15 protein-coding genes are annotated in these 17694 nt (G+C 73.9%); 8 read left to right on the plus strand and 7 right to left on the minus strand.

Features of this window, described 5'->3' with window-relative positions; all coding sequences use genetic code 11:
- Positions 1-207, plus strand: a 207-nt coding sequence (locus tag E6J59_13735; GenBank protein TMB18725.1) for a septum formation initiator family protein, incomplete at its 5' end; no start/stop codon positions are given.
- Positions 208-328: 121 nt separating this feature from the next.
- Here the strand turns inward: E6J59_13735 and gcvH are convergent.
- Both gcvH and E6J59_13745 read right to left on the minus strand, forming a co-directional pair.
- A complete protein-coding gene (gene gcvH, locus E6J59_13740) occupies positions 329-715 on the minus strand; it encodes a glycine cleavage system protein GcvH (GenBank protein TMB18726.1) in 387 nt (128 codons plus the stop codon).
- 235 nt (positions 716-950) lie between these two features.
- Positions 951-3755, minus strand: coding sequence for a vitamin B12-dependent ribonucleotide reductase (locus E6J59_13745; protein ID TMB18727.1), 2805 nt, complete (start codon positions 3753-3755; stop codon positions 951-953).
- Between E6J59_13745 and E6J59_13750 the strand changes: the two genes are divergently transcribed.
- Complete coding sequence (locus tag E6J59_13750; protein TMB18728.1) at positions 3754-4164, plus strand: DUF721 domain-containing protein; 411 nt, start codon at positions 3754-3756, stop codon at positions 4162-4164. The genes E6J59_13745 and E6J59_13750 overlap by 2 nt on opposite strands.
- On the opposite strand, the gene thiI is transcribed toward E6J59_13750, so the two are convergent.
- Positions 4087-5358: a tRNA 4-thiouridine(8) synthase ThiI gene (gene thiI, locus E6J59_13755; GenBank protein TMB18729.1), complete on the minus strand. Its 1272-nt coding sequence runs from the start codon at positions 5356-5358 to the stop codon at positions 4087-4089. The two genes, E6J59_13750 and thiI, sit on opposite strands and share 78 nt — an antisense overlap.
- 34 nt (positions 5359-5392) lie before the next feature.
- On the opposite strand from thiI, the gene E6J59_13760 reads away from it, so the two are divergent.
- Genes E6J59_13760 through E6J59_13770 form a run of 3 tightly spaced genes read left to right on the plus strand, consistent with a single transcriptional unit; the run spans position 5393 to position 8514 of the window.
- The gene (locus tag E6J59_13760) at positions 5393-5971 is read left to right on the plus strand and encodes a CoA pyrophosphatase (protein ID TMB18730.1); all 579 of its coding nucleotides are present in this window, start codon (positions 5393-5395) and stop codon (positions 5969-5971) included.
- Positions 5972-5980: 9 nt separating this feature from the next.
- Positions 5981-7330, plus strand: a complete 1350-nt coding sequence (locus E6J59_13765; GenBank protein ID TMB18731.1) for a M23 family metallopeptidase — start codon at positions 5981-5983, stop codon at positions 7328-7330.
- Positions 7327-8514 carry a hypothetical protein gene (locus E6J59_13770; protein TMB18732.1) on the plus strand — a complete coding sequence of 396 codons (1188 nt, stop codon included), beginning with the start codon at positions 7327-7329 and terminating at the stop codon, positions 8512-8514. Before E6J59_13765 ends, E6J59_13770 begins: the two co-directional genes overlap by 4 nt.
- On the opposite strand, the gene E6J59_13775 is transcribed toward E6J59_13770, so the two are convergent.
- Positions 8471-9235, minus strand: coding sequence for an MBL fold metallo-hydrolase (locus E6J59_13775; protein TMB18733.1), 765 nt, complete (start codon positions 9233-9235; stop codon positions 8471-8473). The genes E6J59_13770 and E6J59_13775 overlap by 44 nt on opposite strands.
- Positions 9236-9430: 195 nt before the next feature.
- Between E6J59_13775 and E6J59_13780 the strand changes: the two genes are divergently transcribed.
- Positions 9431-9688 (plus strand): hypothetical protein, encoded by a 258-nt coding sequence (locus E6J59_13780; GenBank protein ID TMB18734.1) that lies wholly within the window; start codon positions 9431-9433, stop codon positions 9686-9688.
- An 8-nt stretch (positions 9689-9696) separates the two neighbouring features.
- On the opposite strand, the gene E6J59_13785 is transcribed toward E6J59_13780, so the two are convergent.
- The 3 genes from E6J59_13785 to E6J59_13795 are packed head-to-tail and all read right to left on the minus strand — an operon-like array spanning position 9697 to position 15157.
- Complete coding sequence (locus E6J59_13785) at positions 9697-10002, minus strand: hypothetical protein (protein ID TMB18735.1); 306 nt, start codon at positions 10000-10002, stop codon at positions 9697-9699.
- 2 nt (positions 10003-10004) lie between these two features.
- Positions 10005-14837: an NAD-glutamate dehydrogenase gene (locus tag E6J59_13790; protein ID TMB18736.1), complete on the minus strand. Its 4833-nt coding sequence runs from the start codon at positions 14835-14837 to the stop codon at positions 10005-10007.
- On the minus strand, positions 14720-15157 hold the full coding sequence (locus E6J59_13795) for a hypothetical protein (GenBank protein ID TMB18737.1): 438 nt from the start codon (positions 15155-15157) through the stop codon (positions 14720-14722). Before E6J59_13795 ends, E6J59_13790 begins: the two co-directional genes overlap by 118 nt.
- A gap of 162 nt (positions 15158-15319) precedes the next feature.
- Here E6J59_13795 and E6J59_13800 point away from each other — a divergent pair, with 162 nt between their 5' ends.
- Both E6J59_13800 and E6J59_13805 read left to right on the plus strand, forming a co-directional pair.
- Complete coding sequence (locus E6J59_13800; GenBank protein ID TMB18738.1) at positions 15320-16885, plus strand: hypothetical protein; 1566 nt, start codon at positions 15320-15322, stop codon at positions 16883-16885.
- Positions 16882-17694, plus strand: coding sequence for a hypothetical protein (locus tag E6J59_13805; GenBank protein ID TMB18739.1), 813 nt, complete (start codon positions 16882-16884; stop codon positions 17692-17694). Before E6J59_13800 ends, E6J59_13805 begins: the two co-directional genes overlap by 4 nt.

Genomic DNA, 17694 nt, shown 5'->3' on the forward strand with positions numbered 1-17694 from the left:
GAGCACGGCATCGCGCACCTCTTGCGCCTGCGCGCCGAGCGACGGGCGCTCGGGCAGGCGACCTTCGCGCTCATGGAGCACAACGTGCGTCTGCGGGACGAGATCCACCGCCTGCGCACCGACGACCTCTACCTGGAGGGCCTCGCCCGCCGCCAGCTCGGCCTGGTGCGACCGAACGAGTTCGTCTACCGCTTCCGCCGCGACTGATCCGGGGCCCGGCGCCATCGGCCTTCTCCCGCTGGCCCTTCTCCCGCCGGTCCTTCTCCCGCCGGTCCTTCTCCCGCCGGTCCTTCTCCCGCCGGTCCTTCTCCCGCCGGTCCTTCTCCCCTCAGCCCTCTTCCTCGCCCGTCGCGAACTCCTCGTACTCGTCCGCGTCCATCAGGTCCTCGAGCTCCGCCTCGTCCTGGATCTTGATCTCGACCAGCCAGCCCTCGTGGTAGGGGTCCTCGTTGACGATCGCGGGGTGGTCCTCGAGTTCGGTATTGATGGCGGTCACCGTCCCGGTCAGCGGCGAGAGCAGCTCCGATACCGTGCGTACGGACTCGAGCTCGCCGAACGGCTCGCCCTTCTCCACCTCGTCACCCACGTCGGGGAGCTCGACGGCGATGATCTCGCCGAGCTCGGCCTGGCCGTATTCGGAGATGCCGAGCTGCGCGCGGTTGCCCTCGACGCGCAGCCAGAGGTGATCCTCGGTGAACTTGAGAACGTCGGCCATGGTGACTCCCTCACGGACGGGAAAACGCAGGCTCGACTCGAGGCGGTTGCGGCCCTTATAGAGCGCGACGTCACCCTGTCAAGTGGAAATCTGGCGTGGGCGTCCCCCCGCGCCACCGCGCGGGGCGCCGCGCCGGCGCCCCGCTCCGCTCGCGCGGACCGCATCCCCCCCTGGGGAGGCCTACCCCACCGCCACCCGTCCGCCGCCTCCCAACAACGAGTTCGTTCTCCCGACCTCAGGAGCAGCCGCTGGTCGCTCCGCAGTTGAAGCATTTGTAGCAGGTGCCGTTGCGCACCATGAGCGCACCGCAGTCGGGGCAGCTCGGCGCGTCCGCCTGCGGGCTGAAGGTGATCGCGTGCCGGCCGGCCGTGTCGAGCACCGTCCCGCTCGTGAAGCCGATCGGGTGCGGTCCCGCCTGGGCGCGCGCCTGGGGCGAGGGACCCGCCACGGCGGTGACCGGGCCGGGCGCGGGGGGCGCCTCGCGCTCCACCAGGCCCACCGCGGCGCGTTGCTCCCCGGAGAGGAAGCGCGCGCCCAGGAAGCGGAAGATGTAGTCGATCAGGGACTTCGCCATCGGGATGTCGGGGTTCTTGGTGAAACCCGACGGCTCGAAGCGCACGTGGCTGAACTTCGAGACCAGCACCTCGAGCGGCACCCCGTACTGGAGCGCCATGGAGGTGAGCACGCCGATCGTGTCCATCAGGCCGGAGATCGTGCTCCCCTCCTTCGCCATCTTGATGAAGATCTCTCCCGGCCCCCCGTCCTCGAAGAAGCCGACGTGGAGGTAGCCCTCGTGCCCGGCGACGTCGAACTTGTGGCAGAGCGCCTGGCGGTCGTTCGGAAGCCGCCGCCGGACCGGCTCCGGCTTCCCCACCGCCGGGACGGCCGCGGCTTCCGCCCTCACCGGCTTCGCCGTGTTGAGCGGCTGCGTCTTCTTGCAGCCGTCGCGGTAGATCGCCACCGCCTTGAGCCGGAGCTTCCAGGCCTGGACGTATGCCTCCTCGATGTCCTCGACGGTGGCGTTCTCGGGCACGTTGATCGTCTTCGAGATGGCGCCCGAGATGAACGGCTGCACCGCCCCCATCATGCGGAGGTGCCCGAGGGGATGGATCGAGCGCGCGCCCCGTGCGGGCCTGAAGGCGCAGTCGAAGACCGGCAGGTGCTCGGGCTTGAGCGAGGGCGCGCCCTCGATGGTCTCCTGCTCGTCGACGTACTCGACGATCTCCTGGATCTCGCGCGCGTCGTAGCCCACGCGCCGGAGCGCCCGGGGCACCGTGTTGTTGATGATCTTCAGGACCCCGCCGCCGACCAGCTTCTTGTACTTGACGAGCGCGATGTCGGGCTCGACGCCCGTGGTGTCGCAGTCCATCATGAAGGCGATCGTGCCGGTGGGTGCCAGCACGGTCACCTGCGAGTTCCGCACCCCGTGGGCGCGCGCAGCCTCGCGTGCGCCGTCCCACGCCTCCCGCGCCGCGGCGAGGAGGTCGAGCGGCACGAGCGCCGGGTCGAGCTTGTAGGCGTGGGCGCGGTGCTTCTCGATCACCCCGAGCTGCGGCTCGCGGTTCCTGGCGTAGCCCGTGTAGGGCCCGAGCACGGCGGCGAGGGCGGCCGAGTGCCGGTACGCCTCGCCGCACATGAGCGCGGTTACGGCCGCGGCGTACTCGCGCCCCGCGTCCGAGTCGTAGGGCAGGCCGAGCGACATCAAGAGCGCGCCCAGGTTCGCGTAGCCGAGGCCGAGCTCGCGGTAGGCGTGCGCGGTGCCCGCGATCTCGGGCGTGGGGTAGCTCGAGCGGTCGATCACGATGTCCTGCGCGGCGATGATGATGTCGACCGCGTGCCGGAAGGCGGCGACGTCGAAACTCCCGTCCGGCTCGACGAACTGCATCAGGTTCAGGCTGGCGAGGTTGCAGGCGCTGTCGTCGAGGTGCATGTATTCACTGCACGGATTGGACGCGTTGATGCGCCCCGTGTTCGGGCAGGTGTGCCAGTCGTTGATGGTGGTATCGAACTGCATGCCCGGGTCGCCGCACTGCCAGGTGGCCTCGGCGATCAGGCCGAGGAGGTCACGCGCCGGGCGCGTCTCGGCGACCGCCCCGTTGGTGACGTAGCGCGTGCTCCATGGCCGGCCCTCGAGCGCCGCGTGCATGAAGTCGTCGGTCACGCGCACCGAGTTGTTGGCGTTCTGGAAGAAGATCGAGCCGTAGGCGGACCCGTCGAGCGAGGCGTCGTAGCCGGCGGCGATGAGCGCCCACGCCTTGCGCTCCTCCTCCGCCTTGCAGCGGATGAAGTCGACGATGTCGGGGTGGTCGGCGTTGAGCACGACCATCTTGGCCGCGCGCCGGGTCTTGCCGCCCGACTTGATCACCCCGGCCGAGGCGTCGGCCGCGCGCATGAAGGACACCGGCCCCGAGGCCGTGCCCCCCCCGCCCAGCCGCTCCTTCGCGGAGCGCAGCCGCGAGAGGTTCACGCCCGAGCCGGAGCCCCCTTTGAAAATGATCCCCTCCTTGCGATACCAGTCCAGGATCGAGTCCATGGTGTCGTCGACGGAGAGGATGAAGCAGGCCGAGCACTGCGGCTTCGGCTCGACGCCCATGTTGAACCACACCGGGCTGTTGAAGGAGGCCTTCTGGTGGAGGAGGAGATGGGTCAGCTCGTCGGCGAACGCCGCCCGATCGCCCGGCGTGGCGAAGTAGCCCTGCGCCTCGCCCCACTCGCCGATCGTGCCGACCACGCGGCCGACGAGCTGCCGCACGCTGCGCTCGCGCTGCGGCGTGCCGAGCGGGCCGCGGAAGTACTTCGACACCACGACGTTGGTGGCGAGCTGCGACCACGGCTTCGGCACCTCGACGTCGCGTTGCTCGAAGACGGTCTCGCCGCCCTCGCCGGAGATGACCGCCGAGCGGATCTCCCACTCGACCGTCTCGTAGGGGTCGGTCCCCGCCGGGACGAAGCGCCGCGCGACGGCGAGGCCGCGCCGCGCCGCGCCGTCCGCAGGGGGCGCCTGAGCTCCCCCCTCCCGTACCACCGGCTCCGTCGCCATGCTCAACCCCCCCCTGGTACTGCCCCGTATATTGCGGTGCGGGTGCTCATATACCACCACATCTTGTGCTGTCAAGGATTTTTTTCAAGTGCCCGCGCGGCGGCCGCCTGCTGATCGCCCGGTCCGCCTCGGCGACGTGCTGCGCGCGGCGCTCGAGCGTCTTCCCGACGCCGAGCGGCTCGCCGATCACGCCCTGTGGGCGCACTGGGACGCGGTCGTCGGGCCCACCATCGCACTCCACGCGCGCCCCGAACGCATGCGGCGCGGCGTGCTCTTCGTGGCGGTCGACAGCCCGGAGTGGATGCAGGAGCTCCAGTTCCTCAAGCACGAGCTACGCGAGCGGCTGAACCTGCGGCTCGGACGCCCCGCCGTGCGCGCGCTCTTCCTCGTGCTCGCGGGCGGGGCCTAGACGCACCCGCTCCGTCGCGGCGACCGCCTGCGCGACCAGGGCGAGAGCATCGAAGCGCGCCTCGAGCGCGAGCACCTCGCCCGGCGCGGCGCGCGTGGCCGGATGGCGCGGCGTGAAGAGGGTGCAGCAGTCCTGGTCGGGGATGATCGAGGTCTCGAAGGTCCCGATGCGCGCCGCCTCGGCGACGATCTCGCTCTTGTCCATGCCGAGCAGCGGGCGGAGCACGGGCAGCCGCGCCGCCTCGCCGATCACGGCCAGGTTGGCGAGCGTCTGCGAGGCCACCTGCCCCAGGCTGTCGCCGGTCACCAGCGCCTCGGCACCCGCCGCGCGCGCCAGCGCCTCCGCGATGCGGAGCATCATGCGCCGGTAGAGCACGACGCGGAGCGGGCGCGCCACGGCGGCCACGATCCGGCGCTGCACCTCGCCGAAGGGCACCAGGAAGAGGTCCGCCTCGAGCCCCCAGCCGGCGAGCAGCCGCGCGAGCTCGTGCGCCTTCTCCTGGCTGGTGCGGTCGAGGAACGGCACGCTGTGGAAGTGGACCAGGTCGACGCGGCACCCGCGCCGCATCATGCGCCAGGCCGCCACCGGCGAGTCGATGCCGCCCGAGAGGAGCGCCAGCACCCGTCCGCTCGTCCCGACCGGCAGCCCGCCCGCGCCCGGCACCTTCTCGACCGCGAAGAAGGCGCGTCCGGGCAGGATGTCGACCGCGACCGTGAGCGCGGCGGCGTCCAGGTCGACCGCCGCCCCGGTGGCTGCCTGGATCATGCGCCCGAGCACGGCGTTCACCTCGGGCGAGGTCAGCGCGAAGCGCTTGTCGCTGCGCTTGGTGCGGACCCGGAAGCTCGACACCGCCACGCCCCGCAGCCGCGCGACGATCGCCTCGCCGAGGCGCGCGACCTGGGCCGGCGCGTCGCCCGCGCGGGTGTCGATCGCGAGCTCGTGCGCGAGCGCGAAGTTGACGATCCCGAACACGCGTGCGAGGCGGTCGCGCACCGCGGGCCAGGCCGCCCGGTCGGCGAGCGGCAGGAGAAGCCGCGCCGAGGCGCGGCGCACGGGCCCGACCGGGAGCCCCGCGGTGGCGCGCTCCACGTTCTCCACCAGGCGGCGCACGAAGAAGGGCCGGTTGCGCCCCTTGAGCGCGATCTCGTGATAGCGGAGGACGATCGTGACGGTCGTGTGGGCGGCCGCGCCCATGGAGCTGTCATACCACAGATGCTAGGAGTGCGCTGTGACCGAGGCGCTCGTGACCGCCCTCGCCGCCGCGCTCGCTGGACGGGACCGCATCGTCCTCGCGCCCCCCGGAAAGACGGTCGCCGCCGTGCTCGTGCCGCTCCTGGGCGTCGAAGGCGAGCCGAGCCTGCTCTTCACGCGGCGCTCGACCCTCCTGCCGCACCATCAGGGCCAGATCGCGTTCCCCGGCGGCCGCCATCAGCCGGACGAGGACGCGGATCTGGCGGCGACCGCGCTGCGCGAGGCGCAGGAGGAGATCGGCCTCGATCCCGCCCACGTGCGTCTGCTCGGCCCGCTCGACGACCTCGAGACGGAGGCGACCCGCTTCGTCATCACCCCCTTCGTGGGCGTCGTGCCCCACCCCTACGACTTCCGGCCCTGCCCGGACGAGGTGGACGCCATCTTCACCGTCCCCGTGCGCCGCCTGCGCGCGCCCGACGCGCTCCGCCGGGAGTTGTGGGACTTCGGCGGCCGCAAGGTGCCGATCGACACGTATCCGGTGGACGGGCACGTCATCTGGGGCGCGACCCAGCGAATCACGCAGAACCTGCTCGCCGTGCTGGGCGACGTCGCATAGGCTCCCCGGATGCGCCGCTTCGCCGTCGTCCTCGTGCTCGCCGCGCTGGTCGCGCTCCTGGTGACGCGCGCGGAGCCCCTGGCGCCGTCGGTCACGCTCGAGACGCCGGTCGACTTCGTCGGCCGGGCCACGCCGCTCAGGATCGTGGCGCGCGACCGCGGCTCCGGCCTGGCCCACGTCGAGGTCCGCCTCGTGCCGGAGGGCGGACAGCCGGTCGTCGTCGCGAGCGAGGACTATCCGCGCCGCTCCTGGCTGGGGAGCGGCGTGCACGAGACGGTGCTCGCGCCGACGCTCGATGCCGGGGCGGCGCACGCGCGCGAGGGCCGCGCCCAGCTCGAGATCTGGGCCAGCGACCACTCCTGGCTGGCGGCCTTCCGTCGCGAGCCCCGCTTGAGGCGCGCGGTCACCGTCGACGTGACGCCGCCGCTCCTCGAAGTGATGCCGGGCGAGCACGTGGCACGCGTGGGCGGCTCCGAGTGCGCCGTCTACCGCGTCGGCCCCGACGCGGTCCGCAGCGGCGTGCAGGTGGGCGACGAGTTCTTCCCGGGCGTGGCCGGCTACTTCGCCGACTCGGGGCTCCGTGTGGCCGTCTTCGCGCTGCCGCAGCACGAGCCCGACGCGCGCCCCGCGGTGCTGGCCGCCGACGCGGCGGGGAACGCGCGCACGGTCAACATGGGCGTCAGGGTGACCCCGCGCCGCTTCGCCGAGAAGACGATGCCGGTCAGCGACGACTTCCTCTCGCGCAAGGTCCCCGAGCTGCTCGCCGCCAACAACCTCGATCAGTCGGGCGACCTGGTGGAGGGGTATCTCCGCATCAACCGCGAGCTGCGCGCCGCGACCGAGGTCCGCGTGCGCCAGGCGTGCCGGGACAGCGCTCCGACGCCGCTCTGGCAGGACGCATTCCTCCGCCTTCCCAACTCCGCCCCGCTCTCCGGCTTCGCCGACCGCCGCAGCTACGTGCACGACGGTAAGACGATCGACCAGCAGACCCACCTGGGCTTCGACCTGGCCTCGCTGCGGGGCAGCCCGGTGCCGGCGGCGAACGCGGGCCGCGTCGTCTTCGCCGGCCCGCTCGGCATCTACGGCAACGCGGTCATCATCGACCACGGCCTCGGCGTCTTCTCGCTCTACGGGCACCTGAGCGAGATCGGGGTCACGGCGGGCGCCCAGGTCGGGCGCGGCGACACGATCGGCAAGACGGGGGACACGGGGCTCGCCGCCGGCGACCACCTGCACTTCAGCATGATGATCCACGGTGTGCACGTGGACCCGGTCGAGTGGTGGGACGCGCACTGGATGCAGGACCACGTCGAGATGCGCCTCGCCGAGTATCCGCGCGCGGCGAGCGGCGGCCCGTGAGCGCGCGCGGCGAGCAGGCGGCCGCCGCCACGCTCGCGCGCCTCGGCCTCGACCTCGAGGCGGTGCGCGCCGGCCGGGTGGGGGTCGACGCGCTCGCTCCGCTGCTCGCCGGCAGCGACGGCGCGGCGCTCGCGGCCGCCCTCGGCGAGCTTCCGAGCCCGGAGGTGGCGGCCCTGCTGGTGGCGCTCGAGCCGCACGCGGGCGAGCGCGCCGTGCGCAAGGAGATCCGCCGCTCCCTCTACCGCGTGGGGCAGCGCGGTGTGCCCGTCCCCGCGCCGCCCGCCCCCGCCGCTGCCCCGCGCACCCCCCCGGCGCCCGAGGCGGAGGGCCTCCTCTCGCTCTTCGACGGCGGCGGCGACCGCCTCATCTGGATCATCCGCCCGCTCCCGACCGGCGCCCTCCTGATCGCAGCGCAGGTGAACGAGCCCGAGGGCCTGCGCGAGGTGAGCGCCGGCGAGGCGAGCCGGAAGCAGATCCGCGCCGCCCGGCAGCAGCTCGAGGCCGAGTCCGGCCTGCGTCTCGTCGCGGCCGACTGGCGCACGCTCGACGCGCTCCTGGTCGAGGCGCACGTGCGCGCGGGCGGCGGGACGGCGCGCGAGCGCGACTACCTGCGTCTCCGCCCGCGGCTCACGCACGAGCCGCCGCGGCCGCCCGCCGAGCCGGTCTCGGCGCAGGTCACGGCGCCGAGCGCCGAGGAGAGCGCCGCGCTGGCCGCCGGCTCGGCCGCGCTCCTGGAGGAGCCCGAGCTCGCGCCCTGGGTCCCCGCGCCCGAGGCCGCCGCGCCCTTCGTCGAGGAGATCGCCCGGCTGCGCGAGAGCCCGCTCGTGCTCTCCCGCCTGGCCCAGGAGGAGCGGGTGCGCGAGGTCCTCCGCCGCGCCGCCGCGACCCTCTTCCCGCCCGCCGTCCTCGCGCGGCGGCTCGAGGGCACCGCCTACCTGCTCGCCGAGACGGGCCGCGCGCTCGCCGCCCGCCGCGCCCTCGCCGTGGCGCAGCTCCTGGGCGCGCGCCCCGCCGCCGCGCTGGACGTCCCGCTCGTCGCGCTGCTGGCCGAGCGCGCCGTGGGCAGCCTCCTCGCCCAGGCGACGGCCCGCACCGAGGAGGAGCGCCGCGGGGCGCTCGTGGTCACGCCCGGCCAGTTCCTCAGAGATCGAGCGTCATCCCGTCGCGCGCGCACTCCAGGGTGAGCTCGCCCAGGTGCGCGAGCGGCTCGCTGCCCAGGTGCGAGAGGACGAGCCGCCGGCAGCCCAGGTCGCGCGCGCGGGCGGCGATCTCCGGGTAGGAGATGTGGATGTCGAGGCGCGTCTCGTAGGTCGAGCACTCGCACAGGAAGAGGTCCGCGCCGCGCGACTGCGCCACGAACTCCTCGGTCCACGCCGAGTCGCCCGAGTAGACGATGGTGCGCCCGTCGACCTCGATGCGGTAGCCGAAGGCGAGCAGCTCCTTCACGTGCCGCACGACGAAGGGCAGTACGCGCACCCCGTCCACCGTATGGGCCGTGCCCGCCCCGAGCTCCTCGTAGCGCACGGCGAACGGGAGCGGCTCCGAGGCGATGCGCTCGTAGAGGGCGGCGAACAGGCCGCGCACGCGCCGCTCCGTCCCCGGCGGCCCGTACACGGCGAGCGGACGCGAGCGCGGCTCCTCGTAGCGGTACTCCATGAACAGGAAGGGCACGCCCCCGAAGTGATCGCCGTGCAGGTGCGAGAGGAGGACGAAGTCCACGGCGCCCGGGTCGCGGCCGCTGCGCTTGAGCGACTGCAGGACGGTCGGCCCGCAGTCGAGGAGGAAGGTGCGGCCCGGCGCCTCCACCAGATAGGCGCTGTGCAGTCTGCCGCCCGACCCGAAGGCGTCACCGGACCCGAGTACGGTCACGCGAACCACTTGCCCGACCTTGTCCTGCCAACGCACAGGCGTGGACCGCCGCCGTCAGGCGCGCGTCGAGTGCGGACTCGGACCCGAGGACGGCAGGCGCCACGGCTGCGTGGCATGCCCCTTGCTCTTCCTTTTGAATAGATAATCGAGCGAGCCCGCAATGGCCAGAGGCGCATGTACGCCGCACCAGCAGGGACCGCGCTGCACGCAGTCGGGTATGGATGGCACGTCATGGAGGTGACGGGCACGGCGATGCTCCTCGGCTGGATCGCGGAGCGGGTGCTCGACACGGGGATCCGCATCCCGGGCATCGGCGCGGCCGCGGGCGTATGCGGCTACTACTTCGGGGCCTGGCTCTGGGACCTGACCGGGTGGAGCGACGGCCCGCTGATCGCCGGCTTTCCGATCGTGCCCACCTTCGCGGGCGCGCTCGCCGTGTGCGGGTTCCTGAAGCTGGTCGGCCTCGCCGCCGACCACCCGCGCTGGTAGCGACCGCGCTACCCACCCGGCTTGCCCGCCTGGTGCTCCGCGCGGTCGAGCTCGCGCTGGAGCTCGCCGAAGCGGCGCTCGAGCTCGCCGAACGACGCCTCCATGCGGCTCGCGCGGCTGATGACGTCGTCGAGCTGGCGGCCGAGCTGGTCGCGCTGCTGCTCGACCTCACGCAGACGGCGCTCGAGGTCCTGCATCGGCTCGGTGCGGCGGATCATGAAGTCGCCGGCGCCGGAATGGATCAGGTAGAGGACGCTCCCGGTGCCCAGCATGAAGCCCAGGAGCAGCGCGAAGAGGAAGCGGATCACTGCCATCGTCACTCCCGCTCCGCCGCCCGGCGCAGCTCGCGCACCACGACCTGGAGCGCGGCGAGACTCGTGCGCGGCGCGGCGCGGAGATCTCGGATCAGGTCCTGCACCTTGCCGAGCGACCGCGGCGCGGCCGCGCCGTCCCCGCCCTCGAGCGCGAGCCGGGCGAGCCCGCGGCGCGCGCGCAGCACGTCCTCGACCAGGCCCTCGACGGCCCGCTCCTGCCAGCGGTCGTCCTCCGCCGCCTCGGCGAGGCGCGTCCACAGCCAGGCGAAGTCGAGCTGCTGGCCGAGCCCATAGTAGCGAGTGGCCGCCGCCTCGGGATCGACGCCGGCCGCGCGCGCGACCGTGATCACGTCGAGCGCGCCGACGAGCCAGTCGGCGGTGGCGAGGTCGTGCGCGAGCGCCACCGGCAGGCCGGCGATCTCGAGCTCCGAGCGCAGCCTCGCAAAGGCCTCCGCCTCCGCCCCGGCGATCCACTCGGGCAGCCGCCCGCGCACGCGCGCGGTCGCGTCGCCCAGCTCGGCCGCCAGCTCGGCCGCCGGGCGCGCGGGGTCGGTGTTGGCGAGGATCCACTTGGTCACGCGCTCCGAGGTGCGCTCGAGGACGAGCCGGCACGTGGTCTCGACCTCCAGCGCGAAGCCGCCGTCCTCGATGGCCCGGGCGAGCGCGGCGCCCCCCGCCACCGCCCAGGCGATCGTCCAGGCGCGCGCCGCTTCCGCGACCGACCTCCCGGTGTCGCGGGTCACGCGCTGCACGAAGGTGGCCCCCATCTCGTCGACCAGCGTGTTGGCGAGCGCGGTGGCCACGATCTCGCGCCGGAGCGGGTGGGCTCGCACCGCGTCGGGGAAGCGCTCGGCCACGGCGCCGGGGAAGTAGCCGACGAGATGGGGCTCGACGAGCGGGTCGTCGGGGAGCGGCGAGGCGAGGAGCGCGTGCTGGAGGTGGATCTTCGCGTACGCCATCAGCACCGCGAGCTCCGGGCGCGTGAGCCCGGGGTAGACGGCGCGGCGGGCGCGGAGCGTGTCCGCGTCGGGCAGCGCCTCGAGGGCCCGGTCGAGCCCCGCTGCGCGCCCGAGCTCGGCCATCAGCTCGCGGAAGTCGGCGAGGCGGCGGCGGCTCCGCACCTGGTCGAGGGAGAGGAGCCGGCTCTGGGCGCGGTTGTGGGCGAGGACGCGCGCCACGACCTCGTCGGTCACCTCGGCGAGGAGCGCGTTGCGCGCCTCCGGCGTGAGCCGCCCGTCCTCGACCGCCGCCCGGAGGCAGATCTTGAGGTTCACCTCGTGGTCGGACATGTCGACGCCCGCGGAGTTGTCGACGGCGTCGGTGTCGATCCGCCCGCCGGCGAGCGCGTACTCGATCCGCGCCCGCTGCGTGAACCCCAGGTTACCGCCCTCGGCGACCACCTTGGCGCGCAGCGCGCTCGCCTTCACGCGCACCGGGTCGTTGACGGCGTCGTGCACCTGGGCGTCCGTCTCGTCGGTCGCGGCGACGTACGTGCCGATGCCGCCATTCCAGAGGAGGTCCACGTCGAGCGCGAGCACCGCCTGCACCAGGCGCTCGCCGGTCACGGCCGGGTCGCCGAGCCCGAGCATCGCCTGCGCCTCGGGCGAGAGGCTGACGCGCTTCGCCGCGCGCGGCAGGACGGCGCCGCCGGGCGAGAGCACGGCCGGGTCGTAGGCGTCCCAGCCCTTGCCCGCGCGGAAGAGCCGCTCGCGCTCGGCGAAGCTGAGCGCCGGATCGGGCGACGGGTCGAGGAAGACGTGCACGTGGTTGAAGGCCGCGCGGAGCCGGAGGTGCGGCGAGCGGAGGAGCCCGTTGCCGAACACGTCGCCCCCCATGTCGCCGATGCCGGCGACGGTGAGCGGCGCCGTGTCGGCGTCCACGGCGAGCTCGCGGAAGTGTGTCCGCACGCACTCCCAGACGCCGCGCGCCGTGATGCCGAGCGCCTTGTGGTCGTAGCCGTGCGCGCCCCCCGAGGCGAAGGCGTCGCCCAGCCAGAAGCCGTACTCGGCCGCGACCGCGTTGGCGACGTCGGAGAGGGCCGCCGTGCCCTTGTCGGCCGCCACCACCAGGTACGGATCCTCCTCGTCGTGGATGACGAGCCCGCGCGGATGGACGACGCGGCCCGCGACCAGGTTGTCGGTGAGGTCGAGGAGCCCGCGCACGAGCGTCGTGTACGCCTCGACCACGGGCGTCTTTCCCTTGACGACGAAGCCGCCCTTCGCCCCGGTCGGGACGATGAGCGCGTTCTTGACGGTCTGCGTCTTCATGAGGCCCAGGATCTCGGTGCGGAAGTCCTCGGGGCGGTCGCTCAGGCGGATGCCGCCGCGGGCGACCAGGCCCGCGCGGAGATGGATGCCCTCCATGGTCGGGGCGTGGACGTAGATCTCGTAGCACGGGCGCGGCGGCGGGAGGTGGACCAGGTCGGCGGCGCGGATCTTGATCGCGATGTGGTCGCACTCCGGCCCGGGGGCGTAGAAGTTGGTGCGCACCGTCGCGTCGACGATGTCCCCGAGCGCGCGCAGGAGAAGGTCCTCGCGCAGCGCCTGCACGCCGTCGAGGCTCTCGACGAAGCGCTGGCGGAGCGCCGCCGGGTCCTCGGCGGCGGCGTCGGGCTGGAAGCGGGCCGCGAAGCGCGCGAAGAGAAGGCGCGCCGGCTCGGGGTGGTCGGCGAGCGCCGCGATGGCCGCCGCGCGCGTGGCGAGCCCGACCTGCACGGCGTACCCGCAGTAGCTCCTGAGGCAGGCGACGGCGCGCCAGTCGAGGCCGGCCTCGATCACCAGCCGATTCAGCGCGTCGCTCTCGGCCCGCCCGGCGCCGAGCGCGAGCAGCGCGCCCGTGAGCCGCGGCCCCACCACCTCCGGGTCGAGCCGGCGCCCGGCGCGATCCTGCACGAAGAAGGTCTGCACGCTCTGCCGCGGCGCCCCCGCCGGCGTGACGCTCTCCTGGTCCTCCGCGAGCACGCGCAGCCCCAGGTTCTCCAGCACGGGCATGAACTCGGAGAGCACGAGCGGCTCGCGCACGAGGTAGAAGCGCAGCGCCGTGGTCGTCTCGGCCTGGTTGGCGATGACGATGTGCACCCCATCGCGCGCCGCCGCGTCGAGGAGGACGACGTCGTCGGCCGCCCGCTCCACGGCTACCGCCGCTCGATAGGCGCCGGAGAAGGCGTGCGCATAGCGCCGGGCGAGGCGCTCGCCCTCCTCCTCGCCGTGGCGCTCGACGAGGGCGGCGCGGAGCCGATCCTCCCAGCCCCGCACGATGGCCGCGACCGCCTCGCGGAGCTCGTCCTCGGTGGGCGGCGGCACCGCCCCGGGCGCGAAGGCGAAGTGGAGGACCGCGCGCCCGCCCTCGAGCAGGACCAGGTGGTCGTCGAGCGGCGTGCCTCCGAGCCGTGCGGCGAGCAGCTCCCGGATGCGGTCCCGGGCCTCGCCCGAGAAGCCCTCGCGTGGCAGGACGACGAGGACGACGAGCCGCTGGCCGTCGCCACGCGGGCCGAGCATGAGCAGCAGGTCGTCGGTCTGCGCGGCGGCGAGGATGGTCACGATCTCGCCGCGGATGTCGGCGGGCGTGCTGGCGAAGAGCTCCGGCTTGGGGAGGGCGTTGAAGACCGCCACGATCGCCTTGTGGTCGTGGCTCCCGGGCACCACGCGCTCGGCGGCCAGGATCTGGCGCAGCAGGCGGCGGAGCATCGGCACCTCGGCCGCCTCCTCGGCATGCGCCTTCGAGGTGAAGAGGCCCACGAAGCGCCGCTCGCCCAGCACGTGCCCCTCGCGGTCGAGCTGCTTCACGCCGATGTCGTCCATGTGCGCGCGGCGGTGGACGGGCGCCTCGGCGATCGTCTTGGCGACGGTGAGGAGCCGGCCGGGCGAGAGCCGGGCCCGCACCCACGCCGGCAGCTCGTCGAGCCGCCGGGCCTCGCGGAAGGCCGAGCGCTCCTCGCGCCGGAGGAGCCCGAGGCCGCTGCCGGCGCGGAGCTGGAGCATGGTGGCGGCGCCGAGCGTCGTGAGCCCGTACTCCCGGTAGCCGAGGAACACGAACGCCCCGTCCACCAGCCAGCGCAGGAAGTCGGCGACGGCGGTCGCCTCGGCGGCGAGCTGCGCGGAGCCACTGCGCCCCAGGGCGTCGAGCTCGGCGGCCACCGCCTGCGCGCGCGTCACCATGGCCGCGAAGTCGTCGGTCACGAGCCGCACGTCCTCGAGCGCGTCGCGGATGTCGGCCTCGAGGCAGGCGAGCGCCGCCCGATCGGTCGAGCGGGGGATGGCGACGTGGGTGAATGACTCGCGCGGCGTGCCGCCCTCGGGGTCGGTCAGGAGCTCGAGCCGCCCGCTCGGGTCGCGCCGGGTGGCGAAGATCGGGTGGAGGAGCGCCAACACCGGGACGCCGGCGCGCTCGAGACGGGACCGAATGGTGTCGACGATGAAGGCGCGATCCGGCATCACCGTCTCGATGACGCTCACCGACGCGTCCCATCCGTCGCTCGCATACTCGGGCGTGACGGCGCGCACGCGGAGCTCCGGTCCGGGCGCGGAGAAGAAGCGGAAGGCCGAGGCGACGAGCGCCGCCGCCTCCTCGGGGGCCAGCTCCTCCGCGTAGCCGCCGCCGCGCGCGAAGAGGAGGCGCGCGAAGGTGGCGAGCTCGGCCGCCTCCTCGCCGCGCGCGCGGCGGGCGAGGAGCCCGCGCAGGCGCTCGGCGAGCGGCGCGCCGCCGGCCTCGATCGCCACTAGGGCGCCCCCCCGATCCCGGTCACGAGCAGCTCGCCGGCGTGGTAGCCGCGGGCGCGGAGCGCCGCGCGCAGCTCCGCGTCCCCCGCGTCGACCCAGGCCGCGAGCCGCCGGCAGCCCCGCTTGCGCGCGCGCTCCTCGGCGAACGCGACCAGCCCCGCAAGCAGCGCAGGGCGCCGTGCCCGCGCGCCGTCCAGCAGCGCGGAGAGGCCGCCGCGCGCGAGCGAGCGCGCGTAGAGGACGGACACCAGGCCGACGATCTCGCCGCGCTCGTCCTCGGCGACGTAGAGGTCGGTGCCGAGATCGGCGAGGATGCGGCGGAAGACGCGCTCGAGGCGATCGTCGGCGGGTGCGGCGAGCAACGCCTGCACCCCTGGCAGGTCGTGCCGCCGCCCGCGGCGGACGCGGACGGCCGTGCCGGGAAGGAGGCGCGCCATCGGCCCGCCGCTCTTAGCACACTTCGCGCCGCGATCCCTAGAGTCCGGGGCCGAGCACGCGCTCGCAGCGCCGGATCATTCGCCGCAGCCGGTGTGACTTGCTCGGCCCGGCGCCCGAGACGGCGGCTTTGCAAACCCGGCCGGACGGGCTAAGGCTGCGCCATGCGGGGTGGGCTCGTCCTGGCCGCAGCGCTGGTGCTCGCGGGGGGAGCGCGGGCCGCCACGCCGACGGACGAGGGGACGGCGCACCGGATCGTCGGCACGGGCTCGAGCGCCATGCCCGCCTGGTCGCCCGACGGCAGCCGGCTCCTGTTCCACGCGCGCCGCAAGGACGACGAGCAGAAGGGCGTCGCCACGCGCAACATCTGGAGCGTCGCCCCCGACGGCTCCGGCGAGAAGAAGCTCACCAGCGGTACCCGGGACGCGTACCACGCGAGCCTCTCCCCGGACGGCAGGAAGCTCCTCTTCGTCTCGGAGCTGAACGGCTCGCGCGACATCTGGATCGCGGACGCCGACGGGCAGAACCCCGTCCCGCTGACCGACGACCCGGGCACCGAGGACCAGCCCGCTTGGTCGCCCGACGGGCGCCAGATCGCCTATGCCGCCTTCCCGCGCGAAGGCGGCAGCTTCGATCTCTGGGTGGTGAACGCGGACGGCAGCGGGCGGCGGCGCCTCACCACCACGCCGGCCAACGAGCTCTTCCCCGCCTGGCATCCCGACGGCACGCACCTCGTCTACGTGACCGACGCGAGCGGCAACTTCGACCTCTACCAGATCGACGTGCGCGACGGGCGCACGACGCCGCTCGTGGTCTCCCCCGATCACGAGGCGCGCCCGGCCTTCTCGCCCGACGGCGCCAAGCTCGCGTTCTCGCGCTGGCCCGCGCACGGCCGGAGCGCCGACGCGACGCTGTGGATCGCCAACGCCGACGGCACGGCGCCGATCGAGCTCACGGCCGCGCCCGGGCCCGCCACCCATCCCGCCTGGTCGCCCGACGGCCGCACGCTCGCCTTCCAGCACCGCGTGGCGACGGGCTGGGAGCTGTGGACCCTCGCGCTGCCGGCCGACATCGCGCGCGCGGCGCACCTTCGTCTGGCCCAGCAGGTGCGCGGGGGCGCCGACGTCGACACCGCGAAGCTCCGCAGCGGCGACACCGTGCGCGGCACCCTCGCGGAGGCCACCTTCAAAGTGCGCGCCGCCTACGGCGCGCTGGTGCTCCCGCGCGCCGCGGTGGCGAGCATCCTCTTCGGCAGCGGCGAGCGCGGGCTCGCGCGTGTCGTCCTCGCCAACGGCGACACCGTGACCGGCTTCCTCGAGAACGGGGACATCCCGATCGCTGCCGGCGGGCGCACCCAGAGCCTCGCCGTCGAGCAGATCGAGCAGCTCAGCCTGCGCGCCGGGAAGCCCCCGGCGGGCGACGCGAGCTTCCGCGCCGTCATGCGCAACGGCGACAGCCTGCTCGTCTCGGGCGCCTTCGGCCCGCTCCGCCTGAAGGTCGGGGACCGGCCGACGGAGGTCGATGCCCGGCAGGTCGATCGGGTCGAGTTCGCCGAGGGCGGCGACAAGGCGACCGCCGTCTTCGCGAACGGCGACAGCCTGACCGGCCAGCTGGGCGGCGGGCGCCTCGAGCTGGTGCTCGCCGCGGGCGCCCGGGTCGCTGTCCATCCGAGCACCATCCGCGCGCTGGTGCGGGCCGCGGCGCGCTCGGCGAGCACGGGCGGATCATGAGGCGCTCCCTCCTCGCGGTCACGCTCGTCCCGGTCCTCGGCTGCGCCGGCGTCCATCCCTACCATCCGAACTTCTACTCGATCGACGGCGACATCCGCCTCGGCCAACAGCTCCAGAAGGAGGTCGAGTCCGAGGTGACGCCGCTTCGCCTCTCGGCCCTCACCCAGCTGATCAACGCGATCGGCCAGCGGCTCCAGCAGTCGGCGCCCGACCCGGCCTTCAGGCTCTTCCCGTACACCTTCCACGTCGTCGACTCGCCCGAGGTGAACGCCTTCGCGCTTCCCGGCGGCCCGATCTACATCAACTCGGCGCTCATCGAGCTGTGCGACACCGAGGACCAGCTCGCCTCGGTCATCGGGCACGAGATGGGGCACGTCGCCGCCCGCCACGCGACCGAGATGCTGACCACGCAGAACCTGACCCAGCTCGCGCTGATCGCCGCCGTCTCGGTCATCCCGGTGCCGGTGCCGCCGATCGCGTGGGAGGGCACGAAGCTCGGCTACGTGCTCGGGCTCCTCAGCTACAGCCGCGGCAAGGAGGCGGAGGCGGACCACCTCGGGCTCGAGCTCATGAACGCCGCGGGCTACGACGCGAGCGAGATGGCGATCGTGTTCCGCCGGCTGGCCGAGCAGCAGCACAGCCTGCCGAGCGTGGTCGAGCGCTTCTTCTCGAGCCACCCGCTCTCCGAGGACCGCATGCGCGACGCGGAGCGGCGCGCCGCCGCGCTGCCCCGGCCGGCCAACGCCCCGGTGGCGACCGCCCGCCCCTCGACCTTCTCGGAAGTGAACCTGATGTTCGCCAAGGATTGA

Source organism: Deltaproteobacteria bacterium, from assembly GCA_005879795.1.
In the GTDB taxonomy this organism is placed as follows: Bacteria; Desulfobacterota; Binatia; order DP-6; family DP-6; genus DP-6.